The sequence below is a fragment of the Streptomyces sp. NPDC043878 genome (genome assembly GCF_056435735.1).
Map to the genome: position 1 here is coordinate 364,260 of NZ_JBWKDW010000001.1, position 16,070 is coordinate 380,329.

The window sequence follows — 16,070 nt, forward strand, 5'->3', positions numbered from 1 at the left end:
GGTCGAAGCCGTGCCGGCAGCGGCACGGCCGGTGAGCGCCGGACACGGACGGTTCCGTGTCGGCGCTCACCGCTGCCCGGGCGCGTCGCGGACGCCCCGGGGTGCGGAACCGCCGCCTCCGCAGCACCCTGAACACATGGCACTCTCGGCGCCGCATCCGCGCATCGTGGTGCACCCACCGGCCCTCGACGGCTCCCGGCGGGTCACGTCCGGGGACACGGTCCTCGGCATCGCCTCCCACCTCGACGACGTCGTCGAGATCCTCCGGATGGCCGACCTCGACCGCGTCGAGGTGGAGGAGAGCGACTTCGTCGAATGGCAGGGAGGCGGCCCGGAGGACTGGCCGGGCCTGTCCGAACACGACACCGTCTGAACCCGGCCACCACGCTCCCATCGGGGCGGACCCCGCGGACGTCGGACGGCGAATGGCGTGGGGCCGTCCGCCGTCCGCTTCGGCGAGGAGGGCACCGACCCGCACGAGAACTACGGGTACGCGTACGGGCACGGGAGCGGGAGCGGCGGTCCGGACGGGGCAGCGGTTGCGGCGCCGGCCCGGACTGACCCCGCGACGACGACGACGACGACGAAAGGGTGGCCCGTCCCGTCAGGGACCGGCCATCCCTCGGTGGCGGCGCGCGGGTCGCCCCGGCGTCAGACCTTCAGCGTCCTGATCGAGGTCGGCGCGTGGCCGGGCTCGGTGGCGATCTCCTCGAACTCCACGACGTTGCCGATGTCGTTGGTGGTCGACATGGAGATGTTGGTGACGCGCTCCAGGATCGCCTCCACGACGACCGGCACCCGGTGCTCGGCGGCGAGCTTCCTGGCCTGCTCCAGGGCCGCGCCGAGTTCGTTCGGGTCGGTCACCCGGATCGCCTTGCAGCCCAGGCCCTCGGTGACCTTGACGTGGTCGACGCCGTAGACGCCCAGTTCGGGCGAGTTGAGGTTCTCGAACTCCAGGTTGACCTGGAAGTCGATGTCGAACGCCCGCTGCGCCTGCCGGATCAGGCCCGCGGCACACCGCCAAGGGGGACCGTCAAGGGGGACCGGAGCCGGGAAAGCGCGGACAGACGGGGGCCGCGTGGAGGACGATGGGGCCATGTCCGAGAGCGTGCCGGTGCGCTGCCCGGCCTGTCGGCGCGAGCAGCTCTACGCGCCACCGTCGTATCCCTGCGCGTGCGGTACGCCCGTCGCCCCGCCGCTGGACCGGCACGCCCCGCCGACACCCGTCACCCACCGGACCTGGGACGAGGAGTGGGTCGTCGTGCGCTGCACGGCCTGCGGCCGCCGCGACCAGTGGCCCCGGCCGGAGATGGGCTGCTCGTGCGGGACGGTCCTGCGCATACCGGTGGCCCGGCCCCGCCCGGACACGGACCCGGTCGGCGACCCACCGACGATCGTCACCCCACCGAGGACCGGCGGCCGGCCGAGGGCCGGTGGACCACCAAGGGCCGGCACCCCGCCGAGGGCCGGAGGGCAACCGAGGGCCGGCGGGGGGCCGGGCATCGGCGCCCCGCCGCCCCCGCGCCGGCGCCCCGCCTTCCGGCCCGTACCGATCCGCACCGCGCGGGACGCGGTCACGGCCGCCGCGCTGTACCTGCGGTGGCTGGGCCACCGGGACGTCCACCGCGCCGGCCAGTACCCCCCGTCCGGCGTCGGGCTGGCCGCCCGTGGCCTGCTGGCCCGGGTGGAACCGACGGTGCGCCCGGTCCCGCTCAGGGACGTGGAGTGTCTGTGGCTGGCGGCCATGACGGAGTCCGTCGACTGTGTCTGCTTCTGCCTCGCCGGGTACACCGCCGATGCCCGCGCCCGCGCCGACGCCCTCGGCATCCCCCTGTTCGTGCTCGATCTGACGGGTGCGCCACGGCCCGTCAACGCCCCCGCCGGCGCACTCGACGCCAAGGGCCCGGGTCAGCCCGGCGAGGCGTGAGCGGGGCCGGTCGGTCGTGAGCGGAACCGGCGGGGCACGAGCGTGACCTGCCCGGGCGCGAGTGTGACCTGCCCGGGCGCGAGCGTGACCCGCCGGGCATGAGCGGACCGGCGGACCGGCCGGACCTACAGGCCGTACCCCTCCCGCAGTTCGATCTTGCGCACCTTGCCGGAGACCGTCATCGGGAAGGCGTCGAGGACGCGCAGCCCGGCCGGGACCTTGTAGTGGGCCAGCCGTCCCGCGCAGAACGCGCGCACGTCCTCCAGGGTCGGCGGGTCGGCCGGATCGCGCGGGATGACACAGGCGACGACCTCCTCGCCGTAGCGCTCGTCCGGGACGCCGACGACCTGTACGTCAGCGATCTTGGGGTGGGCGTAGAGGAACTCCTCGATCTCGCGCGGGTAGATGTTCTCCCCGCCCCGGATGATCATGTCCTTGATGCGGCCGACGATCTCGACGTAGCCGTCCTCCCGCATCACCGCCAGGTCGCCGGTGTGCATCCAGCGGCCCGCGTCCACGACCTCGGCGGTCCTCTCCGGCGCGTTCCAGTAGCCGAGCATGACGCTGTAGCCCCGGGTGCACAACTCGCCCGGCGTGCCCCGGCGTCGGGTCACTCCGGTGGCCGGGTCGACGACCTTCGTCTCGATGTGCGGCAGGGCGCGTCCGACGGTGCCGGTGCGGTGTTCGAGGTCGTCGTCCCTGCGCGTCTGGAGGGACACCGGGGACGTCTCGGTCATGCCGTAGCAGATCGACACCTCCGCCATGTGCATCTCGGCGACCACCCGCTTCATCACCTCCACCGGGCAGGGTGAACCGGCCATGATGCCGGTGCGCAGGGAGCTCAGGTCGTAGCCGGCGAAGTCCGTCAGGTTCAACTCCGCGATGAACATGGTGGGGACGCCGTACAGGGAGGTGCAGCGCTCCTCCTGGACCGCGCGCAGTGTCGCCGCCGGGTCGAAGGACGGCGCCGGGATCACCAGACAGGCGCCGTGCGAGGTCGCGGCGAGGTTCCCCATGACCATGCCGAAGCAGTGGTAGAACGGCACCGGCACGCAGACCCGGTCCTGCTCGCTGTAGGCGATCAACTCGCCGACGAAATAGCCGTTGTTGAGGATGTTGTGGTGGGAGAGGGTCGCTCCCTTGGGGAAGCCCGTGGTGCCCGAGGTGTACTGGATGTTGATCGGGTCGTCGCAGGACAGTTCACCCGCGCGCACGCGCAGCCGCTCGTCCAGGTCGGGGGTTCCGCGCCCGGTGAACGCCTCCCAGCCGGGGTCCCCGATGTAGACCGTCTCGCGCAACTGCGGGCATCCGGGGCGCACTTGCTCGACCATCGCCCGGTAGTCGCTGCTCTTGTGCCGCAGGGACGCGAAGAGGAGACGGACCCCGGCCTGCCGCAGGACGTACTCGACCTCGTGGGTGCGGTAGGCCGGGTTGATGTTCACCATGATCGCGCCGATGCGGGCGGTGGCGTACTGGACGAGCACCCACTCGGGGCAGTTGACCGCCCAGATGCCCACCCGGTCGCCCGACTCGATCCCGGCGGCCAGCAGGGCGCGGGCCAGCCGGTCGACGTCCGAGGCGAACCGCGCGTACGTCCAGCGCCGGCCGGACGGCAGGTCGACCAGGGCCTCGCGGTCGGGCCAGGCCGCGACCGCCCGGTCCAGGTTCGCCCCGATCGTGTCGCCGAGCAGCGGCGTGCCGCTCGTGCCGTGCGCGTAGGACGGCCGGGCGAACGGCGCCTCGCTGTGCGGGAGTTCGGTCACCGGAAGTCCTCCTCGCGGTACTCGCCGGCCGAACCGGCGGCCGTGGCCTCACGCAGCTCGATCCGGCGGATCTTGCCGGACACGGTCTTGGGCAGGGGGGCGAACTCCAGCCGGCGGACCCGTTTGTAGGGGGCCAGCACCTGCCGGGAGTGGTCGAACAGCACCTTCGCCGTGTCGGGGCCGGGCTCCCAGCCCTCCGCGAGCACGACGTACGCCTTGGGTACGGCCAGGCGCAGTTCGTCGGGGGCGGGGACGACGGCAGCCTCGGCGACCGCCTCGTGCTCCAGGAGCGCGCTCTCCAGCTCGAAGGGGGAGATCTTGTAGTCGGACGCCTTGAAGACGTCGTCGGCGCGGCCGACGTAGGTGATGTAGCCGTCGGCGTCCCGGGAGCCGATGTCGCCGGTGCGGTAGTAGCCGCCGGCCATCGCCTCGGCCGTACGGTCGGCGTCGCCGTGGTAGCCCGTCATCAGGCCCACCGGCTTCGCGGAGAGGTCGAGGGCGATCTCGCCCTCGGTGGCGCCGGGGGCGCCCGAGACCGGGTCGAGGAGTTCGACACGGTATCCCGGGCTGGGCCGGCCCATGGAGCCCGTCTTCAGGAGCTGTCCGGGACTGTTGGAGACCTGGACGGCGGTCTCGGTCTGGCCGAAGCCGTCCCGGATGGTCACCCCCCAGGCGCGCCGGACCTGCTCGATGACCTCGGGGTTGAGCGGTTCGCCGGCCGCCACGGCCTCGCGGGGCGGGGTCCGCAGCTGGGTCAGGTCGGCCTGGATGAGCATGCGCCACACGGTCGGCGGGGCGCAGAAGGTGGTCACGCCGGCGCGGTCCATCTCGGCCAGCAGACGGGGGGCGTCGAAACGCGTGTAGTTGTGCAGGAAGACGGTCGCCTCCGCGTTCCACGGCGCGAACAGGTTGGACCAGGCGTGCTTGGCCCAGCCCGGCGAGGAGATGTTCAGGTGCACGTCACCGGGCTTGAGGCCGATCCAGTACATGGTCGCCAGGTGCCCGATCGGGTAGGACGCGTGGGTGTGTTCGACGAGCTTGGGGCGGGCGGTGGTGCCGGAGGTGAAGTACAGCATCAGCGGGTCGTCGGCGAGGGTCGGCCCGTCGGGGGTGAAGCCGGCGGGGGCCGTGTACGCGTCCTCGTACGCCTGCCAGCCCGCGGGAGCCCCGCCGACCGCGGTACGGGTGTAGGCGCCGGGCACCTCGTCGAACTTGCCGGTGTCCTCGGCGCGCGCGAGGACGTGCCGGACGTGACCGCGCTCGACCCGGTCGCGCAGGTCGGCGGGTCCCAGGAGCGGGGTGGCGGGGATGACGACGGCGCGCAGTTTCATCGCGGCCAGGGCGGTCTCCCACAGCTCGGCCTGGTTGCCGAGCATGACGAGGATGCGGTCCTCGGCGCGCACCCCCCACGCGCGCAGCCGGTTCGCGACCCGGTCGGAGCGCTCGGACATCTCGGCGAAGGACCGCACGGTCTCGGTGCCGTCCTCCTCGACGATGTGCAGCGCGGTCCGCTCGTTTCCCGCCGCGATGACGTCGAACCAGTCGAGCGCCCAGTTGAAGTGCCGGGGCCGGGGCCAGGAGAAGCCCTCGTAGGCCGCGGTCCAGTCCTCGCGGTGGGCCAGCAGGAAATCCCGCGCGCTGCGGAAGGACTCCGTCGTCATCTGTACTCCTCTTCGGTCGTCCACCTCGGGGGCTCGCCGCACGCCCGCTCGGTGCCGGACCATTGCCGGGCGGCTCTCTGCCATCGTGTAATCCGTGATGCAGGTCTCACTACCCCCGTACGGGGGTGTGCGCCGCACAGAAGGGGTGGGGCAGTGGCAGTAGACCCGATCGGGGCAACCGGAGCCGTGGAGATCCGCGGCGCGCTGATCCGGCTGCGGCACATGACCGGGCTCCCGGTCGCCTTCGGCGGTCTGGTGGACGGCGGGCGGCCGCAGATGCGCATCAGCGAGCTGTGCGGCACGGCCACCCCCGCGCTGAGCGCGCTCGCGGTGACCGCCGGCAACGGCCTGGGCGGCAAGGCGGTGGCCCTGGCCCGCCCCTGCGCGGTGACGGACTACTCCTCCTCACGGCAGATCAGCCACGAGTACGACACCGCCGTCGCCACCGAGGGGCTGCGCTCGGTGCTGGCGGTACCGGTGGTCGTACGGCGGCGGGTGCGCGGTGTGCTGTACGGCGCTCTGCGCACGGCCCAGCCGCTGGGCGACCGCACGCTGAGTGCCGCGATGCAGGCGGCGCGGGACGTGGAACAGGCGCTGGTCCTGCGGGACGAGGCGCGGGCCGTACGCGACGAGGCGCGGGCGGTGCTGGCCGCCGCGCGGGCCGAGCCGGCCGGTGTTCCCGGAGCGGGGGCCGCGCTGGAGCGGGTGCGGGAGGCCCATGCGGCCCTGCGGGCGCTGGCACCCCGGCTGACCGACCCCGCGCTGCGGGCCGAGCTGCTGGGCGCCTGCGATCTGCTGGCGGGCGGGCCGGCGACGGCGCCGGGGGCGGGTCTGGCCCCGCGGGAGCTGGACGTCCTGGCGTGCGTGGCCGCGGGGGCCACCAACGCGGCGGCGGCGGACCGGCTGGGTGTGCGGGCCGAGACGGTGAAGGGATATCTGCGCTCGGCGATGCGCAAACTCGGGGCCCGGACCCGCGGGGAGGCGGTCGTCGCCGCACGTCGGGCGGGGGTGCTGCCGTAGCCGGGCGGGTTTTCCGGCGCCTTCAGGGATTTGGCATGAGCACAACAGTTGGATGGTATTCATTGAGACACTCATTGAATTTATCCATGCCTCACCTTCTTGTTATATCCCTCACCACGCCGTCCGTCCGAATTTCAAAGAGTTGTTGCCTAGAATTTGGCCGTAACACGACATGGGAGGGGAGCGGTGACCGTGCGACGGGACTTCCAGGAGTCTGCCAAGTGCCACTCCGACCTGGTCATCGGCCGGGAGGAGCTGCTCACAGCCGCTCGTGACCAGCTCAGGCGGGGTGGCAGCGTGCTGCTGCACGGCCCCGCCGGAATAGGAAAATCGACCGTCCTGCGGTCATTGGCCGCGGAATACGGCGAGTCCGCGCGGACCGTGCTGCGCTGCTCGGCGACCGAGTCCGAATCCCACCTGCCCTTCCTCGCCCTGGCCGACCTCCTCGGTCTGCGCCTCGGCGAGGTCTCCGACCAGCTCCCCGCCGCCCAGCGCACGGCCCTGGAGTCGGCGCTCACCGGCCGCGGCGAGTCCACCCTCCAGCGCGACGGACTCGCGCTGCGCCTCGCCGTGCTGTCCGCGCTGCGCGCGCTCGCCGTCAAGGGCCCCGTCCTGGTCGTCGCCGACGACCTGCAGTGGCTCGATCCGGCCAGTGCGGAACTGCTCGGCTTCGCCGCCCGCCGCCTCGGCGACACCCCCGTCCAGATGCTGTTCGCGGTGCGGACCGAGGGACAGGAGTACGACCGCCATCTACGCGCGTCCCCGCCCGACACCGTCGCCGTCCGGCTCGGCCCGCTCACCCGCGCCCAGGTCTCCGCGCTGCTCGACGACCGCGGCTACACCGGCCTGCCCCGCTCCACCGTCCGCGACATCCACCGCACCAGCGGCGGCAACCCGCTGTTCGCCCTCGAACTCGGCCGCGCGCTGGCCGAGAACCCGACCCCGCCCCGGCCGGGCGAGCCGCTGCCGGTGCCCACCTCGCTGCGCGCCCTGGTGCTGAACCGGCTGGAGATGCTCTCCTACGAGGCCCGCCGCACCCTGCTCGTGGCCAGCGCGGGCGCCCGCCCCACCGTCGCCCTGCTGCACGCGGCCGGCCGGGGCAACGCCGAGGCCGAGACGGCCCAGGCGGCCGAGCTCGGGCTGCTCGCGACCGAGCCCGAGGGTCCCGCCGTACGGTTCGCGCACCCGCTGATCTCCGCCGCGCTCTACGCCGAGGCCCCCGCCCAGGACCGGCGGGCCGCGCACGCCGCGCTGTCCACCGCCGCCTCCGACCCCATCGAACGCGCCCGGCACCTGGCCCTGGCGACCACCGGAACCGACCCCGACGTGGCCGCCCGGCTCGCCGAGGCCGCCACCCTGGCCCGGGACCGCGGGGCACCCTCGGTGGCCGCCTCGATGGGCCTGCTCGCCGCCCGGCACACCCCCGCCGACAGCACACCGGCCCCGGACGAGCGCCGGTTGCAGGCCGCCGAGGACGCCATCACCTCGGGAGAGGTCGATCTCGCCCGCGACATCGCCCACGACGTGCTCGGCCGGGCCACCGTCCCCGCGGACCGGGTGCGGGCCTGGATGGTGGTGATCGAGGCGGCCGGACAGGCCCTCGGCGACGTGGACGCCGTCTTCCCGCAGGCCCTGGCCGACGCCGGCGACGATCCCCGGCTGCTCGCCCTGGTCCACTACCAGCTCGCCTGGCGCGGACTCGTGGTCGAGGGCGACTTCGCCGAAGGGCGGGAGCAGGCCGCGCACGCGGCGGAGCTGGCCGCCCGGGCAGGCGACCGGCGCACCGAACTGCTCGCACTCGCGTTCCAGGCGCAGACCGAGACCCTGATGGGCCACCCGGACGCGCCCGCCACCATCAAACGGGCCCTGAAGGAACCCCAGGACCCGCAGGTGGCGTGCCACCACAACGGCGCGGGCTCGACCCGCTTCCGCTGGCTGATCATGAGCGACCAGCTGGCCGAGGCCCGCAACACCGTCACCGCCCTGCTGCGCGAGGTGCGCCGGCGCGGCATGGTCGAGAGCGAGGTGCACTTCCTGCGCCTGCTCGCCGAGACCGAACTGCGCTCGGGCCACTGCGGCCGGGCCCTCGACCTGGCCCGCGAGAGCCTGCGCCTGGCCCGCGACTCCGGCATCGGCCGGGTGGCCTCCGCCCTGCTCACCTCACTCGCGGAGGCCTCCGGCGGGGACGTCGACCGGGCCCTCGCGCTGGCCCGGGAAGCGGTGGAGCACGCCGAGGAGGACGGCGACCAGATGTACATCTCCCGCACCCTCGCCGCCCTGGGCCACGCCCAGCTGGTCGCCGGGGATCCCGAGGGAACGGTCCGGTCGCTGCGCCGGGTACGGGAGTTGGAGCACGCGCTCGGCATCACCGACCCCGCGCGCGGCCGCTGGCACGGCGACCTCGCCGAGGCCCTCGTGCGCGTCGGCGAGCTCGCCGAGGCCCAGGACGTCGTCAACGTGACACGGGAACACGCGCTGCGGCTGGAACGCGAGAGCGTACTGGCCGTACTGGACCGGGCGGAGGCCCTCGTGCGGGCCGCGCGCGGTGACGAGGACGCCGCCGTCGCGCAGCTGACGTCCGTTCAGGACCGGCTGGCCAAGCTGGGATACGGCCTGGAGGAGGCGCGGGCCGCGTTCGCGCTGGCCTCGCTGCGCACCAGCACCGGGCCGGCCTCGTACGACGAGGCGGCCCGGCTGTTCCGGCGCTGCCGCGCGCTGCCCTGGCTGCGCCAGGTGGAGGCCGCCGCGGCGGCCGCCCCGGCGAAGCCCGCGCCGGCGCCCGCCCCCGCGCTCGACGCGCTGGACGGTCTCGCCGCGATGGAGCGTCAGGTGGCGGCCCTGGTCATGGAGGGCGCCACCAACCGGGAGATAGCGGGGCGGCTGTTCATCAGCGTCAAGACGGTCGAGGCGACCCTCACCCGGGTCTACCGCAAGCTCGGCATCCGTTCCCGGGTGGACATCGTCCGGCTGGCGGCGGGGCGCCACCCGAAGTGACGCCGGCCCCGGTTCACTGAGCGCGACCGAGGGTTAACCCTGCCCAACTCCCTTAGGGGGTTCCCTCATTGGGACGAGGGTGCACCCGGTCCTAGCGTAAGGGCATGCCGCTCGCCCGGGCATACGGGGGTCGTTCCCGCGACTCCCGGTCACACCCCACCCGCGCGTCCCCCCACCGGCAACCCACACTGAGGAGACTCATGTTCGGGCTCACCCGCGCAAGAAGGACCGCCGCCGTCGTCGCAGCGACCGCCGCCGCCGCCGCGACCGCACTGCTCGGCGCCCCCACCGCCGTGGCCGCCCCCCAGCCCATCGTGGGCGGTTCGACGACCACCACGACGACGTACCCGTTCATGATGCAGATCACCGACGCCTCGCAGAACCAGTTCTGCGGCGGCACCCTGGTGTCGGCGACCAAGGTGGTCACGGCCGCCCACTGCATGGTCGGCGAGACCACCGGCAGCGTCCGCGTCGTGGGCGGCCGCACCTACCTGAACGGCACGAACGGCACCGTCTCCCGGGTCAGCAGGATCTGGATCAACCCCGACTACACGGACGCCACCAACGGCGACGACGTGGCCGTGCTGACCCTGTCGACGTCGATGCCGTACACCACGGCGTCCTACGTCTCCTCCTCCCAGACCGGCGTGTACGCGGCCGGCACCACCGCCCGCATCATCGGCTGGGGCACCACCTCGGAGAGCGGCAACTCCTCCAACCAGCTGCGGACCGCGACCGTGCCGATCGTGTCCAACTCCAGCTGCAGCAGTTCCTACGGCTCCGACTTCGTCGCGAGCGACATGGTGTGCGCCGGATACACATCCGGTGGCGTAGACACCTGCCAGGGCGACAGCGGCGGTCCCCTGCTCATCGGGGGCGTCCTGGCAGGGATCACTTCTTGGGGCGAGGGCTGCGCGGAGGCCGGTTACCCGGGTGTCTACACCCGGCTGACCACCTTCTCCAGCCTGGTGACCACACAGGTCAACTCATAGCCTCAGAAGGTTTCCTGAGTATCACTCAGGTATGAGCCAGGGGGCGTTGCGAGCCACCACGAGCAGCCCGCAACGCCCCCTGTCCACGTCCTGGTGCCGCGCCCGCGCCTCGCCGTTCCGGCCGCCGTCAGCGTCGCAGCACCGCCCCGAACCGGATGTCGTACGACCCTCCGGGGTGCATCACCCGCAGCATCCGCTCCCCCTCCGCCGTGACCTCGTCGCGCCGCACCCGGCCGAGTGTGCCGAACGGCTCGACGACGAGCGCGGTCTCCTCCAGCCGCCATACGCCGGCGAGGAAACCGTCGACCAGGAGGGTGCTGTACGCCTGGTTTCCCTGCCAGGCGCGACCCCGGTACGCGGGCGGCACGACCCGGGTGCGGTCGGCGTGCGAGAGCAGCAGGTTGTCGAACTCGGGCAGGAAGCGGGGCGGGGCCGGGGTGGCGGGGTCGGGGCGGGGCGCGTCCGGCAGGTCGAAGAGCTCCACGCCCCGCTCGTCGCGGAAGGTGAGCAGCCGGGGTCGGAGGCGTTCGAAGGCGTCCCGCAGCCGGGTCAGGCCCGCCCAGGTCTGCATGTCCTTGACGGACGCGGGACCGAAGGCGGCGAGGTAGCGCAGCACGGTGGGGTCGGGCGCCGGGGCGGGCCGCGCGGGACGGCCGAGCCAGTGTTCGGCGGTGGTGAGGGCGACCTGCCCGCTGCGGCCCCACAGCCCGCGCGGGGTGACCTGCACGAGGGGCAGCCGACAGCGGGCGGCGACGGCCAGGGCCTGCGGGTCGGCGTCCGGCCACTCGGTGAGCAGCGCCTCGCGCAACTCCTTCATGGTGCGCGGCTCGTCCTCGACGAGATCCCGGGCCAGTACGGCGAGCCGGTCGAGGTCGACTCCTTCGAGGCCCTTGCGGAAGCCGCCGAGCTCCCGGTCGCGCGCGGCCTGTACGAGCGGGCGCAGGGTGAGGCAGTCGTCGGCGGTGTGGGTGTGGATCGTCGAGCGCATGGTGACGATCCGGACGATCTCCCGGCGGGCCATCAGACCCGACAGCTCCTCCGGGGTGAAGCCGTCCAGCCGGGCGGCCAGCGCGTAGTAGGGCGGCCTGACGTTCTGCGCCTGGAGGCCGAGGAGGTGCTCCACGGCGTCCCGGGCGGACAGCGACGAGCGGCGCAGCAGCAAATGGCGGTCCAGGGTCGCGCGGTTCAGCGCGCGGGCGTCGAGCAGCGGAGCCGCCGCGGGCGTCTTCGTCATGCGTGCACGCTAGTGCCGCTCGCGGACACCTTCTGTCCGCGACTCCGGCGGAATCCGGCCCCGGCCGACCACTCCGATCCCGTTTATCCCGTATATCCTGCCCGTGATCACGCCCAGGGTGGCCAGACCGTGTCCCGCCGCACAGCCCGGAGCGGGCCGCGGTGCCTGACCAGCGGGTGAGCGGGACGCGGCGGGTACGGCCGCCGGCGCGGCGGGCCCCCACCGGTGCGGCGCGTGCCGCACCTCCCGCGCCCCGGGACGACCGACCGAAGCGCCCGGACCGAGACCGAGAGGCAGCCGCCATGCCCGAGCGACGCGCCCGACCGACCTCGAGGAACCCCGTGAAGTCCGCCTGGCGCCGCGCCCTCGCCCCGCCGTCCCCGCCGTCCCAGGAGCCGCCGCCGGCCGGCACCGCGGCGCCCGGACCGGAGCCGGAACCGCCGAGCATCGTGCAGGCGGCCCTGTACCGGGACGGTGTACGGGTCTCCTCCCCCGCCACCCTCGCCGACACCTTCCGCGAACTGCGCGAGCAGCCCTCCGGCATGGCCTGGATCGGTCTGGCCCGCCCTACCGAGAGCGAACTGCTCACGCTGGCGGCGGAGTTCGACCTGCATCCGCTCGCGGTCGAGGACGCGATGGAGGCACACCAGCGCCCGAAGCTGGAACGCTACGGCGAGACCCTCTTCGTCGTCCTGCGCGCGGCCCGCTACCTCGACGCCCCGGAGGAGGTCGACTTCGGCGAACTGCACGTGTTCGTGGGTCCGGACTTCGTCATCACGGTCCGGCACGGCGCGGCGCCCGACCTGTCGGCGGTCCGCCGCCGCATGGAGGAGACGCCGGAACTGCTGAACCTGGGTCCGGAGGCGGTGCTGTACGCGATCCTCGACGCGGTGGTCGACGGCTACGCGCCGGTCGTGGCCGGCGTCCAGAACGACATCGACGAGATCGAGACCGAGGTGTTCCGCGGCGACCCCGAGGTCTCCCGCCGCATCTACGAACTGTCCCGCGAGATGGTCGAGTTCCAGCGCGCCACGCGTCCCCTCGTCGGCATGCTGCACGGTCTCATGGCCGGCTTCGCGAAGTACCGCACCGACGAGGAACTCCAGCGCTACCTCCGCGACGTCGCCGACCACGTGACCCACACCAGCGAACGCGTCGACGGCTTCCGCCAGGCCCTCCAGGACATCCTCACGGTGAACGCGACCCTGGTCACCCAGCAACAGAACGCGGAGATGCGGGCGTTGGCGGAGGCGGGGTTCGAACAGAACGAGGAGATCAAGAAGATCTCCTCCTGGGCGGCGATCCTGTTCGCGCCGACGCTGGTGGGGACGATCTACGGCATGAACTTCGACCACATGCCCGAGTTGAGCTGGCGGTTCGGGTACCCGTTCGCGATCGGCCTGATGGGGGTGGTCTGCGTCAGCCTGTACGTGATCTTCAAGCGGCGGGACTGGCTGTGAGGGACGGGCGCGGGACCGGCTCTCAGGGGCGCGCGGGACCGGCCGTGAGGGGCGGGCGTGATCGGCCGTGAGGGGCGGGCGTGATCGGGGGGCAGTTTCAGTGGGCGTCAGGGGCTCTCCTCGCCCTGGGCCACCTCGACCTCGTGGTGGACGGTGAGCACGCCGGCGGTCGCGGTGGCGACCGAGAGCGTCGCGCAGGCGGCGAGGAGCAGGGCGGTCCAGCGGGCGGCGCGCGGGCGGGAGCCGGGCGGTGCGAGGAGGGCGGCGACCCGCTGGGGGACGGGACCGGTGGTCGCGGCGGGGGTGAAGGCCGGGCGGGTGGTGCGGGAGTGCCGGCCGGCGAGGGCCGCGCGGGCGATGGCCCGGGCGGTCAGGCGCCGGTCTCCGACAGCGGCGGCCGCGGCCTCGTCGGCGGCGCGTTCCGCGGCGAGCCGGACGGTGGCGCGGGTCGCGCGCAGGGAGGGGTGGCAGTGGGCGGCGAGTTCCGCCGCGGCGAGGGCGTAGTGATGGCGGCCGGCGTTGTGGGCGCGCTCATGGGCGAACAGCGCTTCACGCTCGGCCGCGTCGAGGCTGCGCAGCATCGCGGTGGTGACCACGATGCGGTGCGGGCGCCCCGGCAGCGCGTACGCGTCGGGGTGGGGCGAGTCGATGACGCACAGGTCACCGGCGGCGGGGCGCCGGTCGGCCTGGGTGCGGGCGGCGCGGAAGGCGCCGACCTGTCGTACGGCCGAACGTCCGAGCGCCCAGACGCCGACGGTCAGCACACCGGCCGCCGACACGGCCGCGGGGACGACGACGAGGTCCGAAGGGGTGCGCAGCGGGTGGACGAGTTCGCCCAGCGCGGCGAACGCGGGGATCTTGAGCAGCGCGGTCAGCACGACGGCCCCGAGAGCCGCCACACATGCCCCCGCCAGGGCGAGGCAGGCGGCGGTCAGCGCCCACAACGCGGTGACCGGCGCCAGACGGTCGAGGGCACGGCGCGCCAGCGGCGGCGCGGCCAGGGGCACCAGGAGGGGAACCAGCAGCAGAAGGATCATGCCTGGTCGGCCTCCAGCAGTCGGCGCAGCACCTCTTCGTCGTCCGGACTGAGCTGGGCGACGAACCGCGCGAGGACGGTCTCGCGGTCGGCGTCCCGGTCGAGTTCGCCGTGCATGCGCCGCGCGGTCAGCCCGGCGGCGTCGTGGACCGGGTAGTAGGCGTAGCCGCGTCCCTGCTGCTCTCGGTCGACGACGCCCTTCTCGTGCAGCCGGGACAGGATGGTCGTCACGGTCGTACGGGCCAGGTCGGACGCGAGTTCCTGCTGTACGCGGCCCGGCGTGAGCGGCGCACCCGCGGCCCAGAGGGCGGCCATGACGGCGGCCTCCAGTTCGCCGGCCGGCCGCCGCTCGTCGTTGGTGTCGGTCATGGGAACGACCCTCCCCCCGCTATCGTCTACAGTTCAGTAGACCGTCTACAGGATTGTAGTCAATCTGCCGGGTGCCGTGCCGCCGCACCCGCCGCGTCCGGACTGAGGGGCTCACGACGATGAACACACCCATGCACCTATCGTCGCAGCTCGCTGTGAACGTGCTGGACGCGCACTCACTGCTGGCCGCTTTCGGGGTGCTGGGCGTCGGTGTGGTGCTCTTCGCCGAGACGGGTCTGCTGATCGGCTTCTTCCTGCCCGGCGACTCCCTGCTGTTCACTGCGGGGCTGCTGTGCACCGGCACCGCCGACAGCGGGGTGCGGCTGTCGCTGGGACCGCTGCTGGCCGCCGCCGCCGTGGGTGCGCTCGCCGGCGCACAGTGCGGGTACGTGCTCGGGAGAAGAGGAGGCGGCGCGCTGCTCGCCCGCAGCTCCTCGGCCCGGCTGCACGAAGGGGCGCGGCGGGCCGAGGAACTGCTGGAGAAGTACGGGTACGCGAAGGCGATCGTGCTGGCCCGTTTCGTGCCGGTGGTGCGGACGGTGCTGAACCCGATGGCGGGCGCCCTTCGGGTGCCGGTGCGTACGTTCACCGTCTGGCAGACGGCCGGCGGCCTCGTCTGGAGCCTGGGCCTTACCCTCGCCGGGTACGCGCTGGGGTCCGCGATCCCCGATGTGGACCGGTATCTGCTGCCCCTCGTGGCGGTGATCGTCGTCGTCTCGCTGATTCCGCTGGCCGCCGAGGTGTACCGCTCCCGGCGGGCGGCGAAGGAGAAGGAGGCGCGCGGATGACCACCCGAGCGTGTGCGGCGGCGGTGGCGTCATGAGCCGGGGCAAGGTCGCAGATCTGGCGGGAAGCGTCGGCGTCGGAGCGCTGATGGGCTTCTGCGTGCTGACCCTGTTCCTGGTCGGCGACGGAAGCCCGCTGCCCGCCGATCACGGGCTGCACGCCTGGTCCGTGGCCCACCGCCCCGGCGTGGCCGTGGCACTGGCCCGCGCCGTCACCGCCACCGGGACAGGCCCCGTGCCGTACGTCCTCGCCCTGCTGGCCGGCGTCCTCGCGGTTCACGCCACCCGCCACCGCGTGCTCGCCGCCGGCCTCGCCGTCTTGTGCCTGGCCTCGGGACAGGCCGTGCGCTACGGCATGATGACGCTGGTCGCACGGGCCCGCCCGCCCCGCGCGGACTGGGAGGTGCACGCCTCCGGCTGGGCCTTCCCCTCCGGGCACACCACCACTGCGGCCCTCACCGCCGGGCTGCTGATCCTGGCGATACTCCTGCGCGCCCCGCGCGGAAGAACCCTGTTCGCCGTCGTCGCGGGCTGCTGGGCCGTACTGGTCGGCCTGACCCGCGTCTATCTCGGGGTGCACTGGTTCACCGACGTGATCGGCGGCTGGCTGCTGAGCATCGGCTGGCTGGGCATATGGGTGTGCGTCCTGGCCTGGTCGCTGCCCGACCTGTTCCTCACGCACCCCGCTCGGGCCCGCGCCGAACCGACGGCGCCCCCCGCGCGGGAACCCGGCCGGGACGGACGATCACAGCCTGGGTGAAGGGCCGCCGGGTGCCGGGGCGGGCGGCGTGGGCCGGTGGTTCGGGTGCCCCGCGCGGGGCCTCTCCCG

The 16,070-nt window shown here is 73.5% G+C and carries 13 protein-coding genes and 1 pseudogene; 8 read left to right on the top strand and 6 right to left on the bottom strand.

Annotated features, from left to right (window positions below; translation table 11 throughout):
- Nucleotides 1-136: 136 nt before the first annotated feature.
- The gene (locus tag AC07AZ_RS01585; protein WP_478842623.1) at nucleotides 137-373 is read left to right on the top strand and encodes a P-loop NTPase family protein; all 237 of its coding nucleotides are present in this window, start codon (nucleotides 137-139) and stop codon (nucleotides 371-373) included.
- A 278-nt stretch (nucleotides 374-651) separates the two neighbouring features.
- Here the strand turns inward: AC07AZ_RS01585 and AC07AZ_RS01590 are convergent.
- A pseudogene (locus AC07AZ_RS01590) lies at nucleotides 652-1,008 on the bottom strand (thiamine pyrophosphate-dependent enzyme); the annotation flags it as partial.
- Nucleotides 1,009-1,096: 88 nt separating this feature from the next.
- Here AC07AZ_RS01590 and AC07AZ_RS01595 point away from each other — a divergent pair.
- Entirely contained in the window at nucleotides 1,097-1,927 is an 831-nt protein-coding gene (locus AC07AZ_RS01595) for a hypothetical protein (RefSeq protein ID WP_478842625.1), read from the top strand.
- Nucleotides 1,928-2,052: 125 nt separating this feature from the next.
- Here AC07AZ_RS01595 and AC07AZ_RS01600 read toward each other — a convergent pair whose 3' ends face one another.
- The gene (locus AC07AZ_RS01600; RefSeq protein ID WP_478842627.1) at nucleotides 2,053-3,690 is read right to left on the bottom strand and encodes an AMP-binding protein; all 1,638 of its coding nucleotides are present in this window, start codon (nucleotides 3,688-3,690) and stop codon (nucleotides 2,053-2,055) included.
- Nucleotides 3,687-5,351, bottom strand: a complete 1,665-nt coding sequence (locus AC07AZ_RS01605; RefSeq protein WP_478842629.1) for an AMP-binding protein — start codon at nucleotides 5,349-5,351, stop codon at nucleotides 3,687-3,689. The genes AC07AZ_RS01600 and AC07AZ_RS01605 overlap by 4 nt, the downstream gene beginning before the upstream one ends.
- A gap of 222 nt (nucleotides 5,352-5,573) precedes the next feature.
- Between AC07AZ_RS01605 and AC07AZ_RS01610 the strand changes: the two genes are divergently transcribed.
- From AC07AZ_RS01610 to AC07AZ_RS01620, 3 genes are all read left to right on the top strand, one after another.
- Entirely contained in the window at nucleotides 5,574-6,371 is a 798-nt protein-coding gene (locus AC07AZ_RS01610) for a helix-turn-helix transcriptional regulator (protein WP_478843417.1), read from the top strand.
- Nucleotides 6,372-6,557: 186 nt separating this feature from the next.
- The gene (locus AC07AZ_RS01615) at nucleotides 6,558-9,365 is read left to right on the top strand and encodes a helix-turn-helix transcriptional regulator (RefSeq protein WP_478842631.1); all 2,808 of its coding nucleotides are present in this window, start codon (nucleotides 6,558-6,560) and stop codon (nucleotides 9,363-9,365) included.
- A gap of 200 nt (nucleotides 9,366-9,565) precedes the next feature.
- Nucleotides 9,566-10,357: a S1 family peptidase gene (locus AC07AZ_RS01620; RefSeq protein ID WP_478842633.1), complete on the top strand. Its 792-nt coding sequence runs from the start codon at nucleotides 9,566-9,568 to the stop codon at nucleotides 10,355-10,357.
- Nucleotides 10,358-10,484: 127 nt separating this feature from the next.
- On the opposite strand, the gene AC07AZ_RS01625 is transcribed toward AC07AZ_RS01620, so the two are convergent.
- Entirely contained in the window at nucleotides 10,485-11,591 is a 1,107-nt protein-coding gene (locus AC07AZ_RS01625; RefSeq protein WP_478842635.1) for a winged helix DNA-binding domain-containing protein, read from the bottom strand.
- Between the two features lie 302 nt (nucleotides 11,592-11,893).
- On the opposite strand from AC07AZ_RS01625, the gene AC07AZ_RS01630 reads away from it, so the two are divergent.
- Nucleotides 11,894-13,051, top strand: coding sequence for a magnesium and cobalt transport protein CorA (locus AC07AZ_RS01630; protein ID WP_478842637.1), 1,158 nt, complete (start codon nucleotides 11,894-11,896; stop codon nucleotides 13,049-13,051).
- Between the two features lie 107 nt (nucleotides 13,052-13,158).
- On the opposite strand, the gene AC07AZ_RS01635 is transcribed toward AC07AZ_RS01630, so the two are convergent.
- Both AC07AZ_RS01635 and AC07AZ_RS01640 read right to left on the bottom strand, forming a co-directional pair.
- On the bottom strand, nucleotides 13,159-14,088 hold the full coding sequence (locus AC07AZ_RS01635; protein WP_478842639.1) for a M48 family metalloprotease: 930 nt from the start codon (nucleotides 14,086-14,088) through the stop codon (nucleotides 13,159-13,161).
- Nucleotides 14,085-14,456 (bottom strand): BlaI/MecI/CopY family transcriptional regulator, encoded by a 372-nt coding sequence (locus tag AC07AZ_RS01640; protein WP_478842641.1) that lies wholly within the window; start codon nucleotides 14,454-14,456, stop codon nucleotides 14,085-14,087. The genes AC07AZ_RS01635 and AC07AZ_RS01640 overlap by 4 nt, the downstream gene beginning before the upstream one ends.
- Before the next feature lie 119 nt (nucleotides 14,457-14,575).
- Between AC07AZ_RS01640 and AC07AZ_RS01645 the strand changes: the two genes are divergently transcribed.
- Nucleotides 14,576-15,244 carry a DedA family protein gene (locus tag AC07AZ_RS01645; protein ID WP_478842643.1) on the top strand — a complete coding sequence of 223 codons (669 nt, stop codon included), beginning with the start codon at nucleotides 14,576-14,578 and terminating at the stop codon, nucleotides 15,242-15,244.
- 31 nt (nucleotides 15,245-15,275) lie between these two features.
- Entirely contained in the window at nucleotides 15,276-16,001 is a 726-nt protein-coding gene (locus tag AC07AZ_RS01650; protein ID WP_478842645.1) for a phosphatase PAP2 family protein, read from the top strand.
- The last annotated feature ends 69 nt before the right edge of the window (nucleotides 16,002-16,070 follow it).

What these genes read in the sequence shown, in the direction of transcription:
- AC07AZ_RS01585 (WP_478842623.1), top strand. Translation starts at nt 137, where the DNA reads ATGGCACTCTCGGCGCCGCATCCGCGCATCGTGGTGCACCCACCGGCC.
- AC07AZ_RS01595 (WP_478842625.1), top strand. Translation starts at nt 1,097, where the DNA reads ATGTCCGAGAGCGTGCCGGTGCGCTGCCCGGCCTGTCGGCGCGAGCAG.
- AC07AZ_RS01605 (WP_478842629.1), bottom strand. Translation starts at nt 5,351, where the DNA reads ATGACGACGGAGTCCTTCCGCAGCGCGCGGGATTTCCTGCTGGCCCAC.
- AC07AZ_RS01610 (WP_478843417.1), top strand. Translation starts at nt 5,574, where the DNA reads ATGACCGGGCTCCCGGTCGCCTTCGGCGGTCTGGTGGACGGCGGGCGG.
- AC07AZ_RS01620 (WP_478842633.1), top strand. Translation starts at nt 9,566, where the DNA reads ATGTTCGGGCTCACCCGCGCAAGAAGGACCGCCGCCGTCGTCGCAGCG.
- AC07AZ_RS01625 (WP_478842635.1), bottom strand. Translation starts at nt 11,591, where the DNA reads ATGACGAAGACGCCCGCGGCGGCTCCGCTGCTCGACGCCCGCGCGCTG.
- AC07AZ_RS01630 (WP_478842637.1), top strand. Translation starts at nt 11,894, where the DNA reads ATGCCCGAGCGACGCGCCCGACCGACCTCGAGGAACCCCGTGAAGTCC.
- AC07AZ_RS01635 (WP_478842639.1), bottom strand. Translation starts at nt 14,088, where the DNA reads ATGATCCTTCTGCTGCTGGTTCCCCTCCTGGTGCCCCTGGCCGCGCCG.
- AC07AZ_RS01640 (WP_478842641.1), bottom strand. Translation starts at nt 14,456, where the DNA reads ATGACCGACACCAACGACGAGCGGCGGCCGGCCGGCGAACTGGAGGCC.
- AC07AZ_RS01645 (WP_478842643.1), top strand. Translation starts at nt 14,576, where the DNA reads ATGAACACACCCATGCACCTATCGTCGCAGCTCGCTGTGAACGTGCTG.
- AC07AZ_RS01650 (WP_478842645.1), top strand. Translation starts at nt 15,276, where the DNA reads ATGAGCCGGGGCAAGGTCGCAGATCTGGCGGGAAGCGTCGGCGTCGGA.